This is a genomic window from Psychrobacter sp. CX5 (assembly GCF_057621535.2).
Genome location: NZ_CM177735.1, coordinates 276353 through 301043, shown reverse-complemented (window position 1 = coordinate 301043; position 24691 = coordinate 276353). Strand labels below are relative to the sequence as shown.

10 protein-coding genes, 2 tRNA genes and 3 rRNA genes are annotated in these 24691 nt (G+C 41.9%); 11 read left to right on the top strand and 4 right to left on the bottom strand.

The window, feature by feature from the left end; translation table 11 throughout:
* Positions 1-33: 33 nt before the first annotated feature.
* The 9 genes from menA to AC21OG_RS01070 all read left to right on the top strand — a co-directional run bounded on the left by menA (position 34) and on the right by AC21OG_RS01070 (position 18405).
* A complete protein-coding gene (gene menA / locus AC21OG_RS01110) occupies positions 34-1002 on the top strand; it encodes a 1,4-dihydroxy-2-naphthoate octaprenyltransferase (protein WP_487377439.1) in 969 nt (322 codons plus the stop codon).
* A gap of 563 nt (positions 1003-1565) precedes the next feature.
* Positions 1566-3101 (top strand): 16S ribosomal RNA (locus tag AC21OG_RS01105).
* A gap of 254 nt (positions 3102-3355) precedes the next feature.
* Positions 3356-3432: transfer RNA gene (locus AC21OG_RS01100), tRNA-Ile, on the top strand.
* Positions 3433-3610: 178 nt separating this feature from the next.
* Positions 3611-3686, top strand: a tRNA-Ala gene (locus tag AC21OG_RS01095).
* A 376-nt stretch (positions 3687-4062) separates the two neighbouring features.
* A 23S ribosomal RNA gene (locus AC21OG_RS01090) occupies positions 4063-6916 on the top strand.
* A gap of 152 nt (positions 6917-7068) precedes the next feature.
* A 5S ribosomal RNA gene (gene rrf / locus AC21OG_RS01085) occupies positions 7069-7182 on the top strand.
* Together the 16S, 23S and 5S rRNA genes with 2 tRNA genes alongside form the textbook arrangement of a ribosomal RNA operon.
* 1027 nt (positions 7183-8209) lie before the next feature.
* Positions 8210-16183 carry a YadA-like family protein gene (locus AC21OG_RS01080; protein ID WP_491185053.1) on the top strand — a complete coding sequence of 2658 codons (7974 nt, stop codon included), beginning with the start codon at positions 8210-8212 and terminating at the stop codon, positions 16181-16183.
* Positions 16184-16393: 210 nt separating this feature from the next.
* Positions 16394-17149 carry an OmpA family protein gene (locus AC21OG_RS01075; RefSeq protein WP_486547883.1) on the top strand — a complete coding sequence of 252 codons (756 nt, stop codon included), beginning with the start codon at positions 16394-16396 and terminating at the stop codon, positions 17147-17149.
* An 821-nt stretch (positions 17150-17970) separates the two neighbouring features.
* Positions 17971-18405, top strand: coding sequence for a hypothetical protein (locus tag AC21OG_RS01070; RefSeq protein WP_487377139.1), 435 nt, complete (start codon positions 17971-17973; stop codon positions 18403-18405).
* A gap of 155 nt (positions 18406-18560) precedes the next feature.
* On the opposite strand, the gene AC21OG_RS01065 is transcribed toward AC21OG_RS01070, so the two are convergent.
* Positions 18561-19382, bottom strand: a complete 822-nt coding sequence (locus AC21OG_RS01065; protein WP_487377138.1) for a carbonic anhydrase — start codon at positions 19380-19382, stop codon at positions 18561-18563.
* 126 nt (positions 19383-19508) lie between these two features.
* Here AC21OG_RS01065 and AC21OG_RS01060 point away from each other — a divergent pair, with 126 nt between their 5' ends.
* Positions 19509-19952: a GNAT family N-acetyltransferase gene (locus tag AC21OG_RS01060; RefSeq protein ID WP_487377137.1), complete on the top strand. Its 444-nt coding sequence runs from the start codon at positions 19509-19511 to the stop codon at positions 19950-19952.
* 165 nt (positions 19953-20117) lie between these two features.
* Positions 20118-20528, top strand: coding sequence for an OsmC family protein (locus AC21OG_RS01055; RefSeq protein WP_487377135.1), 411 nt, complete (start codon positions 20118-20120; stop codon positions 20526-20528).
* 196 nt (positions 20529-20724) lie between these two features.
* On the opposite strand, the gene AC21OG_RS01050 is transcribed toward AC21OG_RS01055, so the two are convergent.
* The 3 genes from AC21OG_RS01050 to AC21OG_RS01040 all read right to left on the bottom strand — a co-directional run bounded on the left by AC21OG_RS01050 (position 20725) and on the right by AC21OG_RS01040 (position 24689).
* On the bottom strand, positions 20725-22482 hold the full coding sequence (locus AC21OG_RS01050) for a sugar phosphorylase (RefSeq protein ID WP_487377133.1): 1758 nt from the start codon (positions 22480-22482) through the stop codon (positions 20725-20727).
* Between the two features lie 5 nt (positions 22483-22487).
* On the bottom strand, positions 22488-23711 hold the full coding sequence (locus tag AC21OG_RS01045; RefSeq protein WP_487377131.1) for a glycosyltransferase family protein: 1224 nt from the start codon (positions 23709-23711) through the stop codon (positions 22488-22490).
* A 168-nt stretch (positions 23712-23879) separates the two neighbouring features.
* On the bottom strand, positions 23880-24689 hold the full coding sequence (locus AC21OG_RS01040; RefSeq protein WP_487377130.1) for an HAD-IIB family hydrolase: 810 nt from the start codon (positions 24687-24689) through the stop codon (positions 23880-23882).
* Between the last annotated feature and the right edge of the window lie 2 nt (positions 24690-24691).

The window sequence follows — 24691 nt, the reverse complement described above, 5'->3', positions numbered from 1 at the left end:
CCTCTATTATTTATTGTGAGCGATGGTTTAACAATGTCTACTGTCTCTATGTTTATTCAAGCCACTCGTCCTCGCACCTTTCCTTTAGCCGTAGCCAGTATCCTTTGTGGTACTGGCTTAGCTTTTTCTGAGATAGTCTCTTCTAATCAATCCCTTACCAGTCACAATTGGCTAGTCTTTGCATTAACACTTTGGGTCGCATTGGCTCTGCAAATATTATCCAATCTTGCCAATGATTATGGTGATGGCGTCAAAGGCACTGATGCCAATCGGGATTATAATAGTCCACAGCGAGTGATGGCCAGTGGTCAGATTAGCGCAAAACACTTGAAGCGATTAATAGTAGGTTGGGCGTTATTAACCTTTTGCTCAGGTGTTATATTAATTGCCATTGGCTTTGATAGCCTGCGCGACTTTCTGCTATTTCTAGGATTTGGTGTGCTCGCTATCATCGCTGCGATGGCGTATACCATGGGCAAACGTCCTTATGGATACCGCGCAATGGGGGAGTTGGCTGTACTGATATTCTTCGGTTGGCTAGGCGTTTTAGGAAGTGCTTATTTACAAACGGGTCAGTTTCAACGAAGTCATCTGTTACCTGCCACAGGATGCGGTGGGCTTGCTGCTTGTGTGCTATTTGTTAATAACATGCGAGATATCTATAGTGACAAACAAGCAGGCAAAATAACACTAGCAGTTTTGATAGGGGATAGAGGAATTCAAACGGCATATGGTTTACTGTTTATGGCTTCTTACCTGTGCTATCTAACGTATGCAATTAATTTTAATTGGTATACATTGTCTGTATTAATAGTTTACCCCTTAGCGATAAAGCATAGTAATGCTATACAGCTTACTCTACTAAGAAATTTAGCAGATGAAGATCAAGTAACACATGTTGATACAGTATCAATAGGTAAACAGCTTAAAAATATCGTCATGATAACGCTGATAACTAATCTATTGTTTGTCGCTGGCATAGCTATAAGCCACTGGGTGTAGGTATTAAATAGTAGCAGTAACTTAATACAATACCTGTATAACAAAAGATTCAAAAAATTGATGCTAATTAAAATATTGAAAAAACTTTTCGTCAAGGGTTGACACTAGAATTAAACCCTCTATAATACGCCCTCACTAAGACGGACATCGGGCAATAAATCGAAAGATTAGAAGCCTAACATCTTAAAAAGAAATAAAATTAAGTGTTGACAACGATATTCAAATCTATATAATAGTCAGCCTGCTAAGTGATACTGTTGTTACTTATTAATAACAGTAAAGCAAAGCAAAAGAACAAACTTACCTTGGACGACAAGATAAGTCAACTATTTAAAAGCTAGAATCAAAGAACAACTTGTGTGGATTTTTGCTGATTTAGGATGCTGAGAAATTAAAGTTGGGGTTTACTCTATTCGGGTAGACGACTAACTATAAAAATTATCATTCTTTAGAAGCAGAGAAACTCGAAGTTAATTCATTATATGAAACATACGAAAAGCAATTTGCTAGTAAAAGAATGAGCCAAGTTTAGAAGCTTCTTTAAAGAGCTTCATAGCAAGATTAAACTGAAGAGTTTGATCATGGCTCAGATTGAACGCTGGCGGCAGGCTTAACACATGCAAGTCGAGCGGAAACGATAGTAGCTTGCTACTAGGCGTCGAGCGGCGGACGGGTGAGTAACACTTAGGAATCTGCCCAGTAGTGGGGGATAGCACGGGGAAACTCGTATTAATACCGCATACACCCTACGGGGAAAAGGGGGCGCTTGCGCTCTCGCTATTGGATGAGCCTAAGTCGGATTAGCTAGTTGGTGGGGTAAAGGCCTACCAAGGCGACGATCTGTAGCTGGTCTGAGAGGATGATCAGCCACACCGGAACTGAGACACGGTCCGGACTCCTACGGGAGGCAGCAGTGGGGAATATTGGACAATGGGGGCAACCCTGATCCAGCCATGCCGCGTGTGTGAAGAAGGCCTTTTGGTTGTAAAGCACTTTAAGCAGTGAAGAAGACCATATGGTTAATACCCATATGCGATGACATTAGCTGCAGAATAAGCACCGGCTAACTCTGTGCCAGCAGCCGCGGTAATACAGAGGGTGCAAGCGTTAATCGGAATTACTGGGCGTAAAGCGAGCGTAGGTGGCTTAATAAGTCAGATGTGAAATCCCCGGGCTTAACCTGGGAACTGCATCTGATACTGTTGGGCTAGAGTAGGTGAGAGGGAGGTAGAATTTCAGGTGTAGCGGTGAAATGCGTAGAGATCTGAAGGAATACCGATGGCGAAGGCAGCCTCCTGGCATCATACTGACACTGAGGTTCGAAAGCGTGGGTAGCAAACAGGATTAGATACCCTGGTAGTCCACGCCGTAAACGATGTCTACTAGTCGTTGGGGGACTTGATCCCTTAGTGACGCAGCTAACGCAATAAGTAGACCGCCTGGGGAGTACGGCCGCAAGGTTAAAACTCAAATGAATTGACGGGGGCCCGCACAAGCGGTGGAGCATGTGGTTTAATTCGATGCAACGCGAAGAACCTTACCTGGTCTTGACATATCTAGAATCTTGTAGAGATACGAGAGTGCCTTCGGGAATTAGAATACAGGTGCTGCATGGCTGTCGTCAGCTCGTGTCGTGAGATGTTGGGTTAAGTCCCGCAACGAGCGCAACCCTTTTCCTTAGTTACCAGCGGTTAGGCCGGGGACTCTAAGGATACTGCCAGTGACAAACTGGAGGAAGGCGGGGACGACGTCAAGTCATCATGGCCCTTACGACCAGGGCTACACACGTGCTACAATGGTAGGTACAGAGGGTAGCTACACAGCGATGTGATGCGAATCTCAAAAAGCCTATCGTAGTCCGGATTGGAGTCTGCAACTCGACTCCATGAAGTCGGAATCGCTAGTAATCGCGGATCAGAATGCCGCGGTGAATACGTTCCCGGGCCTTGTACACACCGCCCGTCACACCATGGGAGTTGATTGCACCAGAAGTGGGTAGCCTAACCTTCGGGGAGGCGCTCACCACGGTGTGGTCGATGACTGGGGTGAAGTCGTAACAAGGTAGCCGTAGGGGAACCTGCGGCTGGATCACCTCCTTATTGACGCATCCGGTCAGCAAGAATTCACAACAAGTTGTTCTTTGGTTTTAGTAGAAACAAGCTTTAGCTGTAAACGAGCAGATGCTAGTAGGCAGAACGATTAGAAAATCCCCTTTAAGAGATTTTCTCTTGCGAGCCTAATATTGCACTTATTGTTTTATAGCTTACTGAGGTATTGAGTTATTTGAAAATTCTATTTAAAGAATTTTCCTTGCGCTCGGGATGAAGCAGTGCTTCATCTATATCCTCGCTCAGGGTCTGTAGCTCAGCTGGTTAGAGCACCGTGTTGATAACGCGGGGGTCATAAGTTCAAGTCTTATCAGACCCACCATATTATTAGCATGGTAGATACAACAGCTTATTGTAAAAACGCTCAATGCGTAAGCAATTTTCTCTTGCTAAGAGTTAATAAAAAGAGCTCAGAAAGTAATTTAAGCTTTTTGAAAATCCCCTTTAAGGGATTTTCCTTGCGAAGCTAAAATTGCGATGCAATTTTTTAACGCTTCTCAGGGGCCATAGCTCAGTTGGTAGAGCGCCTGCCTTGCACGCAGGAGGTCAGGAGTTCGACTCTCCTTGGCTCCACCATATTACAGACTAACAGAGTCAAATAAAGCATAGCAGTAAGGCAAAGCCATAAAATAGAACTAAGTGATTATAAGGTTATTCAATAACCGGTAAAAAACAATTACTTACTTCTGTTTTATACAGAACACATATGACGACTGGATGACAGCGTCATTACTATTTAAAAACATAGATATGAGTTGTAATAAACGGTTAGACGATGAATCATACACTGAGCCATTGTCTAACCAGTAATCAACCTTTTTAACGTCAATAGCTAGTAGAGTATTGCTGTTATCCCAAGAGGTTGGTTACAAAGTAAAGAGAACTGAATCAAGCGTAAATTATCAAGGTGATATCGTTATAATTGCTGACTAAAGACCCTTTGGGGTTGTATGGTCAAGTAATTAAGCGCACATGGTGGATGCCTTGGCAGTCAGAGGCGACGAAAGACGTGACAGCCTGCGATAAGCTTCGGGGAGATGGCAATAATCTGTGATCCGGAGATTTCTGAATGGGGAAACCCACCTAACGTAAGTTAGGTATCCTAATTTATTAGGAAGCGAACGAGGGGAAGTGAAACATCTCAGTACCCTTAGGAAAAGACATCAAACGAGATTCCCCTAGTAGCGGCGAGCGAACGGGGAGGAGCCGACTTAATTTTATGTAGAAGAACAGAGTGGGAAATCTGGCCATAGTGGGTGATAGCCCCGTATTCGAAACATAAATGCAAGCATATTAAGTAGTGCGGGACACGAGAAATCCTGTATGAAGATGGGGGGACCATCCTCCAAGGCTAAATACTCCTGACTGACCGATAGTGAACCAGTACCGTGAGGGAAAGGCGAAAAGAACCCCTGTGAGGGGAGTGAAATAGAACCTGAAACCGTGTGCGTACAAGCAGTGGGAGCGGACTTGATCCGTGACCGCGTACCTTTTGTATAATGGGTCAGCGACTTATATTCTGTAGCGAGGTTAACCGTTAGGGGAGCCGTAGGGAAACCGAGTCTTAATAGGGCGTTTAGTTGCAGGGTATAGACCCGAAACCGAGTGATCTATCCATGAGCAGGTTGAAAGTGCCGTAACAGGCACCGGAGGACCGAACCCACTGTCGTTGAAAAGCCAGGGGATGACTTGTGGATAGGGGTGAAAGGCTAATCAAACTCGGTGATAGCTGGTTCTCCCCGAAAGCTATTTAGGTAGCGCCTCGGACGAACACCATTGGGGGTAGAGCACTGTTTCGGCTAGGGGGTCATACCGACTTACCAAACCGATGCAAACTCCGAATACCGATGAGTGATATCCGGGAGACACACGGCGGGTGCTAACGTCCGTCGTGGAGAGGGAAACAACCCAGACCGCCAGCTAAGGCCCCAAATTCCTAGTTAAGTGGGAAACGAAGTGGGAAGGCATAGACAGCTAGGAGGTTGGCTTAGAAGCAGCCATCCTTTAAAGAAAGCGTAATAGCTCACTAGTCGAGTCGGCCCGCGCGGAAGATGTAACGGGGCTCAAACTAGGAGCCGAAGCTGCGGATTTGAACATGTTTCAAGTGGTAGGGGAGCGTTGTGTAAGCCTGTGAAGGTGTGTTGTAAGGCATGCTGGAGGTATCACAAGAGCGAATGCTGACGTGAGTAACGATAATGGGTGTGAAAAGCATCCACGCCGGAAGATCAAGGGTTCCAGTCCAACGTTAATCGGGGCTGGGTGAGTCGACCCCTAAGGCGAGGCCGAAAGGCGTAGTCGATGGGAAATCAGTTAATATTCTGATACTTGTTTATGATGTGATGGAGGGACGGAGAAGGTTATACCAGCCTGGCGATGGTTGTCCAGGTGAAAGGATGTAGGCAGACTACTTAGGTAAATCCGGGTGGTTATATGCTGAGATCTGATAGCAAGCCAGTTTACTGGCGAAGTGGTCTATACCATGCTTCCAGGAAAAGCTTCTAAACTTAAGTCATAAACGAATCGTACCCTAAACCGACACAGGTGATCAGGTAGAGAATACCAAGGCGCTTGAGAGAACTCTGCTGAAGGAACTAGGCAAAATGGTACCGTAACTTCGGGAGAAGGTACGCTGCTGGTGGTGAAGCCCTTTGCGGTGTAAGCTACTAGCAGTCGCAGATACCAGGCTGCTGCAACTGTTTATTAAAAACACAGCACTCTGCAAACACGAAAGTGGACGTATAGGGTGTGATGCCTGCCCGGTGCTGGAAGGTTAATTGATGGGGTAAGCCGTAAGGCGAAGCTCTTGATCGAAGCCCCAGTAAACGGCGGCCGTAACTATAACGGTCCTAAGGTAGCGAAATTCCTTGTCGGGTAAGTTCCGACCTGCACGAATGGCATAATGATGGCAGCGCTGTCTCCAGCAGAGACTCAGTGAAATCGAAATCGCAGTGAAGATGCTGTGTACCCGCGGCTAGACGGAAAGACCCCGTGAACCTTTACTACAGCTTTACATTGAACTTTGACCTGACTTGTGCAGGATAGGTGGGAGGCTTTGAAGCAGATACGCCAGTATTTGTGGAGCCACCCTTGAAATACCACCCTGGTCATGTTGGGGTTCTAACTCAGGTATAACAATACCGAGGACAATGTATGGTGGGTAGTTTGACTGGGGCGGTCTCCTCCTAAAGAGTAACGGAGGAGTACGAAGGTGCGCTCAGAACGGTCGGAAATCGTTCAAAGAGTATAAAGGCAAAAGCGCGCTTAACTGCGAGACCCACAAGTCGAGCAGGTACGAAAGTAGGTCTTAGTGATCCGGTGGTTCTGTATGGAAGGGCCATCGCTCAACGGATAAAAGGTACTCTGGGGATAACAGGCTGATACCGCCCAAGAGTTCATATCGACGGCGGTGTTTGGCACCTCGATGTCGGCTCATCTCATCCTAGGGCTGAAGCAGGTCCTAAGGGTATGGCTGTTCGCCATTTAAAGAGGTACGCGAGCTGGGTTTAGAACGTCGTGAGACAGTTCGGTCCCTATCTACCGTGGGCGTTGGAAATTTGAGAGGATCTGCTCCTAGTACGAGAGGACCAGAGTGGACGAACCGCTGGTGTTCGGGTTGTCATGCCAATGGCATTGCCCGGTAGCTACGTTCGGATTGGATAACCGCTGAAAGCATCTAAGCGGGAAGCCAACCTCAAGATTAGATTTCCCTTAAGAGCCGTTCAAGACTAGGACGTTGATAGGCAGGATGTGGAAGCGCAGTGATGCGTGTAGCTAACCTGTACTAATTGCTCGTTTGGCTTGACCATACAACACCCAAGTGGTTTTAGTATGTCGCCAATTATTTCGATATCACCCTGATGATTGCTTATAAATAGCAACCTTGATTCAGGTTCTTGATATATTTAGTCAATACAACGTTAAGTAAATAACTTAACCAACTCATATCTATACCCCCTTTGCTGACGACAATAGCACGATGGAACCACCTGATCCCTTCTCGAACTCAGAAGTGAAACATCGTCGCGCCAATGGTAGTGTGGTTCGCCCATGTGAGAGTAGGTCATCGTCAGCTCCCTATACTTAAAAGCCCCCGCAACTTACGTTGTGGGGGCTTTTTTTTGCATGTTGTTTGATGGTGAATATGTCGCTTAATAAAATAGCCGGCGTCTCTATATTGTGTAGTCAAAGAAGTCTGAATTGCTTATAAGTCAACCGAGTGTAAGCACTACTGGAGCAAGCTTAATAATGTAATCGCTTAATAGTTTGCGGACTATAGTTAAATGACTCTTACGAACTTAAGATTCCGCTGTAATTTTTCAATACTTTACAGGTTAGTATTAATTCTTTATACCTCTCGTCAACTATGAAGAAGCGAGGTTTCTTTATTTACAAACATTAGTTAAAAATGTCAGCGGTTTATAAACCTATTATTTTAAGAAAACTCTATGATTAGAATCAAAAAGAGTGATATTAAATTGTAATCACAATATACTTACACAATAGTATCTAATCCAGCCATTTTCATGAGACTAGAATAAATTATAAGATAGTCAATAGTTTCTATTATTAATATATCCTTCCTAAATCCTCAAATATTATCTAAAACTGAACTATTCAAAATTAGCTTCTATCAACTAGCTTGTTGCGATTTAACAATGATTGGTAAATCATAAATATAAATAATCAAACCTTAATATCTTGAAATCTTAAATTATTAAAATAACTAAAGTTTAGATAAACTAATATATTATTTTAATTTTAAAATTAAATATTCATATTTTGATTATAATATTTATGAAAGTATAAATCTATTTATGAAAGTATAAATCGTAAGAGTTTGAACAATATTTCAAAAAAATTAGTAAAATTTTCTAAATAGATGTATTATTAAATATACAATCATATATAGTTTGTTTATTAAAAGTTTAATGACATACCTTTTTTTTGTAATTAAATAATTGATGTTATTACTTAGTGTAATAACACAGTTTCTTTATATATTTGTATAGTTTTAAACCTATCAATATTAATCACCTTAATAAATTACTCTCAATCGTTTAAAAGCAAATTAGTTAAAATTACCTGTAAGGAAAGTGCTCATGAATCATATTTATAAAGTAGTGTTTAACAAGACTACAGGATCGTTTGTTGCGGTTGCAGAGTACGCAAAAGGACGAGGTAAAAAGAGTAATCGTTCTATTACTAAATCATCAAGCTTGCGTAAGGGCAGTGTCGGTATTTTAAAGTTTTTAAAATTAGGTTTACTCACATTAGGTATTTTAAGTGGATTAGGTATTAGTTCACAGACAATGGCAGCAAATGGTATATGTGTCGTTCCTGACGGGAATGGAACACCAACTAATGCTGCTTCAGGTGACGTTGATGAGTCTTTAGACGGTCAAGTGGCTTGTGGTGACGGCGCTGAGACAATTGCTAATAATGCTGTTGCAATCGGTAAAGATAGTAAAGCTTCTGCTACTAATGCCGTTGCTATCGGTAAAGATAGTAAAGCTTCTGCTACTAATGCCGTTGCAATCGGTAAGGAAAGTTCAGTAACTGGTGATAATAGTATGGCCATAGGTGTAGGTGCTAAAGTTTTACAACCGGATATTGGAGCCAATATAAAAAGTGCTACTAATACGCTGGTAATTGGCTCTGGTGCTCAATCTAACGACATAGATAATATTGTTATCGGACATGATGCTAAAGCCATCAGTGAGAATATTACTGAACAAAGAAAAAGAGTGTATAAAAGTGTTGTAATAGGCTTTGAGGCAGACTCTCAAGGACATAGTAGTGTGGTTATTGGTAGAAATGCTATAGCTGGAGAAGCGAGTAGCGTAGCAATTGGTAATAAAACGTTTACTAGTGGAGTCGATCTTCAAGGTAAAGTCAGCCCAGAACAAGTTGCCATCGGTTCAGAAGTTCATGTCATTGGTCAGCAAAGTGTAGGCATTGGTAATGATGTGACTGTCAATGGCGATTTTGCCATTGCAATTGGTACTCAAACCAACACAACTCGTTTAGATGGAAAGTCTGTTTCTGAAGGTAATTATTCGGTAGCTATTGGCGGTGGTTATAGAGAAAATAGACTAAATGCCGAGTCTGATGGTGACTCATCTATTGCAATTGGTAGTCACTCTAAAACTTATGAATATGCAGAGAACTCAGTCGCCCTAGGTTATGATTCGAGAGTTGGAAATACGGATGAAGATGCTACAAATTCGGTTGATACGGGTAAAAATGCTACAGCTTTGGGCACTGGCACCAGAGCAACCTCTAGTGATAGCGTTGCGCTAGGGTCAGCATCAGTAGCTAATAGAGATGCACCTGCTGATAGCGGATATGATGCTATTACAGGTACCAACTCTACAGATACCTCATCAACATGGCGAGCAACCACTAGTGCGGTGTCAGTAGGTGATGGTACAACTTTAACTCGTCAAATCACTAGTGTTGCAGCAGGGTCTGAAGATACCGATGCGGTAAATGTAGCACAGCTAAAATCTGCTCAAACGCATTATTACAGTGTGAATGATGGTGGAACTAATCTAGGTAACTTTAATAATGATGCAGCAAATAACGCAGGTTTAGGCGCTATTGCAGTAGGACCGAATGTTGAAGTTACCAATGCAGACTCTATTGTCGTAGGTAACAATGCCAGCTCAAACTTAGATTATATCTCGGGCGGTGTTACTAATTCTCAAACTGGTGACTTGGTCATCGGTGCAAATGCTTCGAGCTCAGTCACTTATTTGTGGGAACCAGGTACAGTACCGCCTGAATACAACAGCCCTAATGTAGTATTAGGGAATTCAGCAACAACGAACAGCCCTAGCGGCGGGGCAGTAGTCATAGGTGACGAAGCGAGTAACGAAACATTTTCCGGTATCGCTATCGGTAATAATGCGAAAGTATCTGGCGAAGATGGACCTAATACTTTCAATGGCACTGGTGTACAAGGTGGGGGCATTGCGATTGGTGCATTTGCGGAGTCTTTTTATACGGGTGAAACAAAACCAGATGGCTCAAACGCGACGCCAGTTGCAATCGGTGCGCTTGCTAAGGCAACGGCTGATGGTGCTGTCGCTTTTGGTGAAGGTTCTTCATCTACTGAAACGAGAGCGGTTGCTTTAGGTTCAAAAGCTGATGCGTCTGTGGACTATGGTGTTGCTTTAGGTGGGCAATCTGTTGCTGATAGAGAAGCTTTAGCAGAGGGTGCAGCAACTTCAAGCACTGCTACTGCAGCAAGTGATACAGTTTATGCGCCTGATGAAATCACGCAATCAGATAAAGATGCGATATCTGCAACTATTAAGGGTGCTTATGGTGCAGTATCAGTAGGCAATACTGATAACACACGTCAAATTACTAATTTAGCTGCAGGTTCAGAAGACAGTGATGCTGTCAACGTTGCTCAACTTAAGTCAGTAGCAAATTTAGCTAATTCACCGTTAACATTTACTGGCAACACCAATGCTGATACAGACGCTGATGGAACTCAGCAAAGCCTTGGCAGCACTTTGAATATAATAGGGTCCAATTCAGCTATTGCTTTGGCTGAAGATACCTCAAATACTGCAACTGAAGGTAATTATTCTGCTAAAAATTTACAAACCGTAGTGACCGATGGTCAGGTACAAGTACAATTTGCAGATAATCCAGAGTTCAATAGTGTGGTTATTGGTGATGGCAGTAATAACACCACACTAACCTCAACAGCTGATGGTCTAGATGTTGGTGGCGATAAAATCACCAATGTCGCTGCAGGTGAAGTCAGTTCCACTTCTACAGATGCCGTTAATGGTAGTCAGTTAAATGAACTGGCGAATACACCGCTAACATTCTCTGGTGACAGTGGTGCTGATTTTGATCGACAACTTGGTGAAACTGTTAATGTTGAGGGTGGTATCACCGACCCAACATTATTAACTGATAATAATATTGGTGTTGTATCGGACGAAACAGATACACTAGAGATTAAACTTGCTAAAAGCTTAAAGGATTTATCGGATGCTACATTTGTAGATGCTACTGGCAATGAGACTCAAATTACTGGAGATGGTATTGCAATAACGCCGCAAGATACTAGTAAAGATAGGGTTAGATTAAATACTGACGGACTAGATAATGGTAACAATACCATTGTTAATGTTGCCGAAGGTGTGGCTGATACTGATGCCGTAAATGTTAGTCAGTTAGAAAGTGCTGTTACAGGTCTTAGCGAAGAAGTTGTTTCAAGTAATAAGTCTATCAATGTTGATGACAGTGGTACAACGGCAGATGGCGCAACCATCTTTGATGTCTCTGTCAATACGGACAATGATACATTAGTAACCGACCCTAATACTGGTGTTATCAGTGTCAATACTGGTGACGTTACTCAAAATACCAGTACAGGTTTAGCAGAAACACCTAATGCAGATGCGATTGCCACTACTGGTGACGTAGTAGATGCCGTAAACAATTCTGGCTTTAATGCAATTGCTGGCAGTACAGGCACTGGTAGCACTACAGGGGTTGTGGCTTCAGAAAACATAAAGAACCAAGACACAGTGACGTTGCAAGCTGGCGACAATATGGTACTCGACCAAAATGGTTCAGTATTTACTTATTCAGTGAGCGATACGCCTGTCTTTGAAACAGTCACTGCAACAGACTCTGTGATTATTGGAGATACTGCAGGTGATAGTACAGAACTATCTTCCACAGCAGATGGTCTTAATGTTGGCGGCGATAAAATAACTAATGTTGCTGCGGGTACTGATCCCAATGACGCAGTCAATGTTAGTCAATTGACCGAGACCAATGACGCGGTTGCCGAAGGTTTTGATATAGCGGCAGACAACGGTACTAAGGACAATGTACAACTTAGTGAAACAGTCACCTATACCAGTACGGATGGCAACATCGTTACCACAGTGACTGACAACCAAATCGACTTTGGCCTAGCTAACAGCATCAGCGTCGGCACAGCCAATCCAGTTACTATTAATGGTGATCAAGGTACAGTAGGCGGACTCACCAACACCACCTATGACCCAGTAAACATTGTTAGCGGACAAGCCGCCACAGAAGACCAGTTGCAACAAGCGGCAGCTGCTTCTCAAGAAGAGTTTACCTCTGATGATGGGTCCATCACGGTTGATAGCTCAGGTAGCACCGCAGATGGTGCGACTATCTTTGATGTCTCTGTTAATACAGATGACACTACCATCATTAAAGATAATCAAGGGAACATCAAAGCCAACACCACAACCTTAACGCATAATACTGATGGCTCAATAGTTAATCCGACTGACGGTAACGAAAACACGCTAATCACTGCAGGTAGTGTGGCTGATGCCATTAACAACTCAGGGTTTAATGTTATCGCCGCAGGTAATGAGACGGGCGCCAGCACCACTTTAGTAACACCAGGGGATACAGTGACCTATGCTGCAGGCGACAACTTAACTGTTGTACAAGATGGCAGCAAGTTTACCTTTGCCACCGCCAAAGACGTTGCTTTTGACAGTGTCACAGTTGGTCCTGTCACCATCGATAATACAGATGGTATCGATGCAGGCGACACTGCAATCACGGGTGTTGCTGCAGGCACTAACCCGAATGACGCGGTCAATGTCAGTCAATTGACCGAGACCAATGACGCTGTAGCCCAAGGCTTTAACGTTGGCGATGGTGATACCGACAACAACTACCAGCTTGGTGATACCGTTAATTTCACCGAAGCAGATGGCAATGTCATCACCACAACCACCGCAGATGGGGTCGAGTTTGGTTTAGCCGATCAGATTACAGTTGGCACAGCCAACCCAGTTACTATTAATGGTGATCAAGGTACAGTGAACGATTTAACCAACACCACCTACGACCCCAATAACATCGTAACCGGACAAGCTGCCACAGAAGATCAGTTGCAACAAGCGGCTGCTGCTTCACAAGAAGAGGTCACCTCTGATGACGGGTCTATCACGGTTGATAGCTCAGCTACCAACGCAGATGGTGCGACCATCTTCGATGTATCCGTCAACACCGATGACACCACCATCACCAAAGATGCTGATGGTAAGATTACTGCAAACACCACGATCCTCAACACTAACACTGATGGTTCAGTATTCACCCCAACTGATGGCGATGAAAACAACCTAGTGACTGCAGGTAGTGTGGCTGACGCTATTAACCAATCCGGCTTTAATGTTATCGCCGCAGGTAATGAGACGGGCGCCAGCACCACTTTAGTAACACCAGGGGATACAGTGACCTATGCTGCAGGCGACAACTTAACTGTTGTACAAGATGGCAGCAAGTTTACCTTCGCCACCGCTAAAGATGTTACCTTTGACAGTGTGACGGTTGGTCCTGTCACCATCGATAATACAGATGGTATCGATGCAGGCGACACTGCAATCACGGGTGTTGCTGCAGGCACTAACCCGAATGACGCGGTCAATGTCAGTCAATTGACCGAGACCAATGACGCTGTAGCCCAAGGCTTTAACGTTGGCGATGGTGATACCGACAACAACTACCAGCTTGGTGATACCGTTAATTTCACCGAAGCAGATGGCAATGTCATCACCACAACCACCGCAGATGGGGTCGAGTTTGGTTTAGCCGATCAGATTACAGTTGGCACAGCCAACCCAGTTACTATTAATGGTGATCAAGGTACAGTGAACGGTTTAACCAACATCACCTACGACCCCAATAACATCGTAACCGGACAAGCTGCCACAGAAGATCAGTTGCAACAAGCGGCTGCTGCTTCACAAGAAGAGGTCACCTCTGATGACGGGTCTATCACGGTTGATAGCTCAGCTACCAACGCAGATGGTGCGACCATCTTCGATGTATCCGTCAACACCGATGACACCACCATCACCAAAGATGCTGATGGTAAGATTACTGCAAACACCACGATCCTCAACACTAACACTGATGGTTCAGTATTCACCCCAACTGATGGCGATGAAAACAACCTAGTGACTGCAGGCAGTGTTGCCGACGCTATTAACCAATCCGGCTTTAATGTTATCGCCGCAGGTAATGAGACGGGCGCCAGCACCACTTTAGTAACACCAGGGGATACAGTGACCTATGCTGCAGGCGACAACTTAACTGTTGTACAAGATGGCAGCAAGTTTACCTTTGCCACCGCTAAAGATGTTACCTTTGACAGTGTGACGGTTGGTCCTGTCACCATCGATAATACAGATGGTATCGATGCAGGCGACACTGCAATCACGGGTGTTGCTGCAGGCACTAACCCGAATGACGCGGTCAATGTCAGTCAATTAGAGCAGTCTATCGCTGCATCAAGAACGGAAGTTGAAGCAGGTACCAATATCGCCTCTGTTGAAATGTCAACTGGCGAGAATGGTCAGACTATCTATGAGGTGAATGCTGAAGGGTCTAAAGTGACAGCAAATCCTGGTTCTGGATTGGCAGTAACACCGGTAGAGGGAGAAAATAACGTCACTGATTATCAAGTCAGTTTGAATGACGAGACTAAAGATAGCTTAGATAAAGCGGACAGTGCTTTGCAAGCAGTCGTTACGCAAATTGACGGGCAGCAGGTTAAGACTGTCGATCAAAGTAATAATACTGCAAACTTCGTAACCGGCAATAATATCAACCTTGAAGATGATGGTAATGGCGGTATTAAGGTATCAACAAACGAAGAGGTCACCTTTACCACTGTAAATGCAGGAGATGTTAATGCAGATACTATGACGGTACAAAATGTTGGCGACGATCCTAATTCAGTTACCAATAAGGATTATGTTGACTCGGGTAGAACCAAGGTTGGTTCAGAAGATGGCACGGTAACCGTGGTGAAGACAAATAATGGTAATGATGGCTTTAATTATGATTTATCTATTGACACTTCTGCCATCGAAGCTGAAGCCGCTAAGCATACTTCGGTGTCAGGTGAAGGGCCAATCACAGTAACTAAGTCTGATTCGCCTAACGATAATGGTGGAGATAATTATGTCGTTTCAGTTGACACTGACGATACCATCCTTACTGATAATGGTCAGCTTAGTGTGAATACTGGTTCTATTGCCACGGCGCCAAATGGCATAGCTTCAGCGGAAAATCCAGGTTCTATTGCAACGACACAAAGTGTTGCTGATGCCATTAACAAATCTGGATTTACAGTTAAAGCCAATGGGGATGATGGCGAAATGGTGAACCCGGGTGATACTGTTGACTTAATTGATGGTAAGAATGTTGAGATTACGCGAGACGGAACGAACGTTACGGTTGCGACTAAAGATGATGTTACCTTTACCAATGTGACGTCAGATACTATTACAGTCAAAAATGCTGATAGTATCGCTCAAGGTGGTGATGTTGATTATATCAGCGAAGGCAATCAATCCGTCGTCAATGGTGGCGATGTTTATGAAGCCATTTCCAATACTATTGAGGCAACAGAACAGCAGTATACTGCGGATAATGGACAAGTCGTAACTCGAAATCCTAATCAAGTATTAACCATTCAAGGCGGCGCAACCACATCGACAGAAGACAATATTCAAACAGTTGCTAACACCAATGGTAGCATTGATGTTAAGTTAGCTCAGAATATTGATTTGGGAGATGCAGGTTCTGTTCAAATGGGCGATACGGTGGTTGATGGCAATGGAATTGTTATTAGTAATCCGAATGAGCCTAATACGTCAGTAAGCGTCACCAACCAAGGTTTGAATAATGGCGGCAATACCATTACTAACGTTGGCGCTGGCGTCGACGGTACTGACGCTGTAAATCTTAATCAGCTCAAAGACCTTGGTTATAGCATGAATAGTAAAATTAACAAAGTAGGTGACGAAGCCAATGCTGGTATCTCATCTGCGATGGCAATGGCATCGTTACCACAAGCTTATATACCCGGAAAGAGTATGGTGACAGGTGGTTTGTCTACATACAATGGTGAAGGCGCAGTAGCGGTCGGAGTGTCAAAGTTATCTGATAATGGTCGCTGGGTACTTAAAATTAGTGGTAGTGCAGATACTGAAGGTAATGCTGGTGGCGCTGTGGGTGCAGGCTTCCACTTCTAAACTTATATTAACGTAATCTAGGTGTCGCATCTCTATTTTTGAGGTATGACGCCTATGCATTATCAATAACAACTATTATGTATTTTACACAGTGTAATATCGTCATATTTTATTACTAATAACCAAGGGTAACTCATGAAAAATAACCGCTTAAAAAGATTGTTAGGAATAGGTGCGATTTCCCTTAGTCTGTTAACAATGACAGGATGTATGGGTACTAAGTACCTAAGCGAAGGAATCACGCAGGAAGGGCATGTTGAACATGAAAATATCGTTTTTCCACAATTGGAAGATGCATGGCAACGTGAAGGTCAGTTTCCAAACAGTGAAAACCTTCAAAAAATCAAACCAGGTGTTGCAAAAGATGAACTCTATCAACTGATTGGTCGACCGCACTTTAGCGAAGCACAACACGCTCGAGAATGGGACTACATTATGAAGTTTTATATGCCAGACGAGGCTGTCAAAATCTGTCAATATAAAGTTATCTTTGATGCCGATTATAGAGCTCAAGAGTTTTATTGGAAGCCTGTTGATTGTCCTCCTAGTGCTCCAACAGCTACCCCTGCACAAATTAAAGAGCGTATAAATCTAGGGGCAGATGCTTTATTTAAATTCGATAAATGGCAACCTGAAAATATGCTGCCGCAAGGCCGTCGTGAACTAGATGAATTAGCGAATAAGTTGAAAAGATACCAAGATAGTGGGGATACTCGCATCATAATTACAGGACATACGGACTATAAAGGGGATGATATTTATAATATGAATCTATCACAATTACGCGCTCAAACCGTCCGTACTTATTTAGTAAATAGCGGTGTAAAACCAGCTTCCATGATGGCTGTTGGCGCTGGAGAGTCACAACCTGTCAAGCATTGTCCAAGCAATCTATCTCGCCAGCAAGAGATCGAATGTTTACAGCCTAATCGCCGAGTTACGCTTGACGTGACGGTGACACAATAACGCTTTAAAGTGTTCGATAAAGCTTCATTAACCGTAGCGACCTATATAAATCTTGATTAGCTTTTATATACAATAAACCCCCCATAAGATAATTAATTATGGGGGTTTCGCAATTTGGGTTGTTAAGTTAACTTGGTGCCTTTACTTAAAAGGTGAATTAAACTATTTACCCCGCTTTTATGCCACAACCACGACAGTTGTATCATTAGGAAAGTGCGAAGAGGGTCTTATCTTTTAATTTAAACATGGTATAACTTAATAAATAGTTGTCAGAAGAATTATAATTAATAGAATGTTAGTTAATTAAGTGCTCTTAAGTATGCGTGGCAATGATATAAAGTTCAATTTCTTATATATTGTCAAAGAGGTCTAAAATGGTTACAAGGCAACCGAGTGCAAGTACTAATGGATTAGGCTCAATGAGGTTAACGCCGTAACCGTTTAGTAGTTCTCTGACTATATTAGAGTTGTAGACTATAATACAGACGATAAGACTTCATCTGGTGGTTACTCTATTCAAAATTCTGATGACGAATCTAACTAAAAATTATCTAAATATTTTTAGTTACATATTAAAGTGCAGCTGTAATTAGACTTGCCTGCCCATGTGAGAGTAGGTCATCGTCAGCTCCCTATATCTAAAAGCCCCCGCAACTTACGTTGTGGGGGCTTTTTTTAGGTCGGTATTTTAATATAGAAGTGGGTCTTTTATTAAGCTATTATAATCAGTAGAATTTTATAAAATATATTATTGATGAAGACGGTTGCTATGGGCTTTTATTTTTGCGATATTAATACTGGTAGATAGCTGATAGTAAACAATGGAATGGGATGCGATAATATTGACACCTATTGATAAGTTCACTCTACAAGAACACAGAGGTAAATATGAGGATTGGCCATTAAAAACTTCGTTGTTATATGGCGGAGAGGCCACTGTAACTAAAGTTCCGGGGTATTTTATTGAGAAACAATTCGAACTAACGCATTATTTCCTTTTATTAACAAGTTGGGACTGTCCATTTGAGGAAGCATGTGAGGTTGTTGTATTGAATAAACTTTTTAAAATTGTGGGTCGGTATAGTTTCAGTGCAGCTTATTGTAGTTATCTTTTACGTGATTTTGTTGAGATATCTAAAGATCGCTATGAGTTAACTTTTTATGGAACCTGTAAATATGAGTTAATAATTAATTATCCAAACAGGTATTTTTTCACCAAAGTTATTAAAGTAATTTCTGTTGAATCAGATTTATAATTTATGGATAAGTTTTGCATTGCTTAATAACGTTTTAAACTCAATATTAAATGCGCTTAAAGTTATCTACAAGCTTAAAAACGTAAAAGCCTCCTACATTAATTTTTAGGAGGCTTTTTACTTATAAGACTCTGGTCTTAAAGGGTTACTTAACTTTATTGAACTTGCTTAACCTTACGATCATTTATAGGTTGTATTGGCCTATTATTATGACTATAAAGTTGCTGCATAGTATTAATTTCTGCAGGGGTGACAGATAAAGGCTGAGGGTTTACAAACCATTTCACTTGTTCTGAACACGGCGGCGTAGTTAACGATCCTGTATAATTATAATAAACAGTACTTTGTGGTAATAACGTCGCTATTTCAACTGCTGGAACGAAAGCTGACGCATGTTGATTTGTCGCTGCTAAACTACTATCGAGAAGCTTGGTTAAGATAGTGTCAGTGGTAGCAGTTGGGTTAACCATTACACCAATAACTGCCAATTCACCTGCGGCATTAGCGTGAACGAAATGTAGCTCACCTGGATAGTTGGTTCCAGAGATTTGATGTTCACTTGGGGTGTGGTAGTGGAACTGTACAAGGTTATAAAGTTCCCCATCGATAGTGATCGTATTAAGGTTATTTTTTGGAGTATACACTAGAGTATGACCATTGTTAACAATTTCAATATCCGAACGAAGGTAGGTTGGTATTGGTGCAGTATCGTTTGTTTTTAAGACTCTTTTAATGTTAATAGGGGATTGCTCAGGGCCACTCTTACACAGTTCATTACCCTCAATATCTCCCCAGAAATCTGCTCCTGTATCGCCAGAATATGACCAGCTAGGATAGTTATTATTTGTGGGAATTGACTTAGCGTTAATTGTATTATTGGTCTTAGTAGACTCTAAAGGTTGTATATTATTACAAGCAGTCAAAGATAATGCTATGGCTAGAGTAAGTGATAGTTTTTTGAATGTTAAAGATGTCATTAAGGTAATACCTAAAAGTTTAGAGTTAAAATGCTTATATTATTCAAACTCAACTAATTAGTTGATTCTGTTGAATAAATATCCTATTCAATATAACCTTTTAAACTAGATTAAGCTAACAATCTTATGGATATAAAATTAAAATCTGTATTAGCATCGCAATTTGACGAGCTATTTATAACTGTTAAACAGGGTATATACCCCTATATAGAGAAAGTGTATGGTTGGGATGATGACCACCAAAGACGACGGCTAAAACAGGAATATGACTTTAGTTGGTTCTATTGGATTTATATTGATGATGTTCGTGTCGGTATGCTGTGTTATAAGCCTTATGAAAATAGCTTACATATTCACTTTTTAATCATATCACCCGAGTTTCAAAACCAGCGGATTGGTGAGATAGTTATGAAGAATATCCATAATTTGGCAAAGATTGAGAATCGTGATTATATTACTTTATCTAGTTTTATTTTAAATACTGGTGCTATAAAATTTTATAAAAGATTGGGGTACGAATTGGCTAAAACGGAAGATGATTTCCAATCATTTATGTTCAGAGTCTCTTAATCTGCCGCTTTTTATTAAATTACCTTTTAACATATCATTACAGGGTTATTTTTATAATAGTCCAGGGTAGAAAAAGGATCATATAATTTATCATTATGTCCAAATAAGCTAGTATGATGGCTATAAACTTCTAACTTCCACAAGCTTCAACTAGAGAGAGTTCATATGACTACTTCAACCGTTGTATACCAAGGTAATCTACGCACCCAAGCGGTTCATCTGCAATCAAATAACGAGATTATCACGGATGCCCCAATAGATAATCATGGCAAAGGAGAAGCGTTTTCTCCAACTGATCTGTTAGCGACCAGTTTAGCCAGTTGTATGTTGACTATAATTGGGATTAAGGCCACTGGTATGGACGTGGATGTTATCGGTACTAAAGCTGAATTGACCAAGGTAATGGCGGCTGACCCGCGCCGTGTAAGTGAAGTGAAAGTCACCATTGAGTTTAAACAGCATTTTGATGAGCGTACTCGTAAGGTGCTAGAAGCGGCAGCTTTGACTTGTCCAGTAGCAAAGAGCTTACACCCTGATATCCATCAAGATATCACGTTTAGTTATCCGAATAATTAATGCAATGGGCAGTAGAACTTGACGTACTAGCAAACTTTAATAGAGTCATTTATACAAATGATTAAGTTATTAAGACATAACCCAGCCTAATGAATGGGCATAAGCAACTTATAAGGGCGCCAAGCCTACAAACCAGAATGCTTAATGCGCTATTCCTTTAAAGCATGCTGAGTGACTTAATAGGTTATAAATTAGGTTATAAATGACTTATCCATACTGTTTGATAAGGTTGTAGAGTTAAAAAGTCATTCGATAACTCGATTTTCTCATTTTTGATAAGATCTACCCAAACCTCCGTATCAAGCAAATTGATATCCGATATTAATAGGGATTGTTCTTGATCACTAATGTTGCTAATACAAAAGATGCTTTGCTTACCTTGCAAGCATTGACGCCAATATCCAAAAATTTGTTGTCCTAATTGTAAGGTATATTGCGACGCATTAGGATGAAATGCGGGCTGTGTTTTCCTTATTTTTAAAATTTTGGTAAGCGTATTTAATACAATGTAATTATTAGATTCTGGGTTCTCAAGTAAAGATTCTAACTCACCATAATCCCAGCAGTGACGATTGATAGAGCGATTGTGTCCCGTAAGCGCTACTTTATCGTAATCATTAGAAGTGGCAAGTAAGCTATGAATATATATGCCGGGTATGCCCTCCATACCTAGCATAATGGTTTGGGCACATATAAACCGTTCGATTTGATAATGGTCAGGCCCCTTAAAAGTACCTAGTAGCGCATCAAACAGAGTAATGTTTATCTCATAAGGTTTCTGATTTCCATTTTCTAAAGTGCGGCATGAAACCTCCCCGCCAAACTCTTTCATCTTATTGACAAGCTTATCAATCTCTTCCTCCTCTAGTAAGCCTTCAGCAGGGCGCAGCCCGATACCATCATGAGAGGCGATAAAGTTAAAATAAAACGTACCATTTTGAGTAGGTGGCATGCTGAGCAACCAACTATTCAAATAGGTGCAGTCCCCTGAGGCTAATGTATATAATAATAAGGGCGGTAATGAGAAATTATAGATGCCATGTGCTTCGTTGGCATTACCGAAATAGGTCAGGTTCTCATGGTTCGGTATGTTGGTTTCAGTAATGATAATAATAGACGGATCGACATGTTCAATTAAGGTCCGAATTAAACGAACCACTTCATGGGTTTGTGGTAAGTTAATGCATTTTGTTCCTACCACTTTCCATAAAAATGCGACGGCATCGATTCGAAATAATTTAGCTTCTTTATCAATATAAAATCGAATGATCTCAATAAACTTAAGCAGAACTTTTGGGTTTCTAAAATCAAAGTCTACTTGATCGTGGCTGAATGTACACCAAACATACTTAGTCCCCTTTGCTGTTTGAGTTTTCCGTAGCAAAGGTGACACTCTGGGACGCGTCACTTCAGATAAGTCATCCGCTGGTTTTGCTGTAAAGAAAAAGTCAGAGCCATCTCCTTTACCCGCGATAAAGTTCTGAAACCAATGGCTCTGCACTGAGCAGTGGTTAATGACCAAGTCGACCATTAGTCCATAATCCTTGCCCAAGCAAACGATATCATCCCAAGTGCCTAATTCAGGGTTAACAGCTGCGTAGTCAATAACCGAAAATCCGTCGTCAGAACTGTAAGGATAAAAGGGTAGGATGTGAACAGTGGTAATAGTGTCTTCAAAGTAACTATCTAAAAGCTTATGCAAGGTAACTAAAGGCTTTTCACCTTTCTTAACCACACTATTGCCATAGGTAATCATAACAATATCGCTTTGATCCCAGTAGTTGTGATGAGATTGCGGAGAGACGATATCAGCTTCTGACTCGATGCCGATGGTTGCAAGCAAGTCAGTGGCTAAGGAGCGATAATTTATGTCGCTATTATCGTCACTATTAACATCTGTATAGATATTTTCTAAATGGTATATGACCTTTTCATGGAGCGTTTGCCATACCATATTGATTACTCCATAAACTCTTTTGTATCGGCTTCGACGGCCGCCAGTAAACGCTGTTGAATATCAGGTATGGCACTGGTCACTCGGTTCCAACTAGGAATAAACGGGGTTTCCATAGGGTTATCAAGGAAGCTTTCACCGGCTTTCATAATATTGCTAGCGAACATTTCGACAGCCTTTTCTTCTACGTGAATATCCAAAGTCAGACCATTCATAACCGCATCATTATGATAAGTCTCAATAAAATCTAAGGCAATCCGGTAGTAAGTGGCTTTGATAGATCGGAAGGTTTCGGTGCTAAATATGTGACCTTGTGTCGCCAATTTCCTAAATAGTGCTTTGGTGATATCGATCGACATTTTAGATAAGCCTCCTTGGTCATTATGTAGCGATAAATCCTGGTGCTTATGGTCGTAATTGTCACAAATATCTACCTGACATAGGCGGTTACGGGAGTAGTTACGATGCATTTCAGATAGAACACCAATCTCCAAACCCCAGTCACTAGGAATGCGAATATCGTTTAACACATCCCGTCTAAACGAAAATTCCCCCGCCAAAGGATAACGGAAACTGTCCATAAATTCTAAGTAGTCATTGTCTCCCAAAATTCGCTTTAAAGCACGAATCAGAGGCGTAACCAATAGACGAGACACTCGGCCATTTATTTTGCCATTAGCGACACGGGCGTAGTAGCCTTTGGAGAACTCATAGTTAAACATAGGGTTAGCGACGGGATAAATGAGCTTAGCGAGCAGATCTTTTTCATAGGTAGTAATATCACAGTCGTGTAGGGCAATAGACTCCGAGCGTTCTGATGCTAAGATATAACCCATGCAATACCAGACGTTACGCCCTTTACCTAACTCTTTAGGGGCGAGACCTTTCGCCTCAAGCTCTTGATCAAGCGCTTTTAAACGCGGTCCATCATTCCATAACACTCGGTGATGTTGGGGCAGTTTGCTAAAAAACTTTAAAGCGTGGCGATATTGATCTTCAGTCGCTCTATCTAAACCTATAACGATTTCAGATAAATAAGGTACAGTTTCAAGCTCACTCACGATATGAGGCAGTGCTTCGCCTTCAAGCTCTGAAAATAAAGAGGGCAGTATAAGCCCCATAGGACGTTTCTTAGAAAATTGTACCAGCTCAGCTTCAATCTCATCGCTAGGACGGCGCGTTAAGTTATGCAAGGTTGTTACCACACCATTTTGGAAAAAGTCGGCCATTAGTCTTCCTAATTAATTATTGTTAAGTTATTGTTATTAAAGTGATTAATATTGAGTACTTAGTTTTAAAGTGGCTATTATAGTTACATTACTATGTGTCAAAGCAATTAATGATAAAGCGATTAGTATTAAAGCCAATAATGTTAAGTCAGTAGGGAACGCTAGTATTTAGAGTTCTAACAGTTTCGTTAACATCTCGCTCCAGCCTTCAGGACCCATAAGTGTACTGGTATAGACCGCTTCTTTTTGCAAGATAGGAGGTGGATTAGCAGGCGATAAAATTCTTATTGACACATCAGCGGCCTCTAACATCGCAATATCATTTTTACCATCACCAAGGGCGATCGTTTTAACATCGGTTTTATATTGATTTTGATATTCATTGGCAAGCCACTGTAGCGCTTGTCCCTTATCGCAGTTGCCTGATACATGGATGAAGCGGCCACCCTCTAAGGGAGTTGCGCCTTTTTCTTTTAAGGACACAATAAACCTCGCTTTATCTTCCTCGCTCCCTAACCATAAAACAGGCTCACCAAACTGACGTCTAGCAGCCAGTGAGGCAGATTGTTCATCTAACCCTGTGCAATCTTGAATGTCTGAAACACTCATTTTGGAAAACTGTTGGTATTGTCCCGTGTAGTCATCGCCTATTTGTGCTAGTAGGTCTATCCAGTGGTCTTTTCCCGCACTAAATGCTTTACACCAAAAGCCATTTACTGTAACCGTGTCGATGGGCTTATGCTTTAAAAAGCTAGGCGGTATAAATACACCAGCACCATTTTCAATAATAAAGGGGCCGCCAAGACCGATTTGCTCACGAAGGAGTTGCATCTCAGCATAGGTTTTACTGGTGGTTGGTATGACAGGAATATCTTGGTTAGCAAGTTTTGCCAGAGTTGGTTTTGCGGCTGTAAAAGAATAAGTATTATGATCGAGCAGTGTTGCGTCCATGTCAGTGAAAATAAGTGTTTTAGTCATGT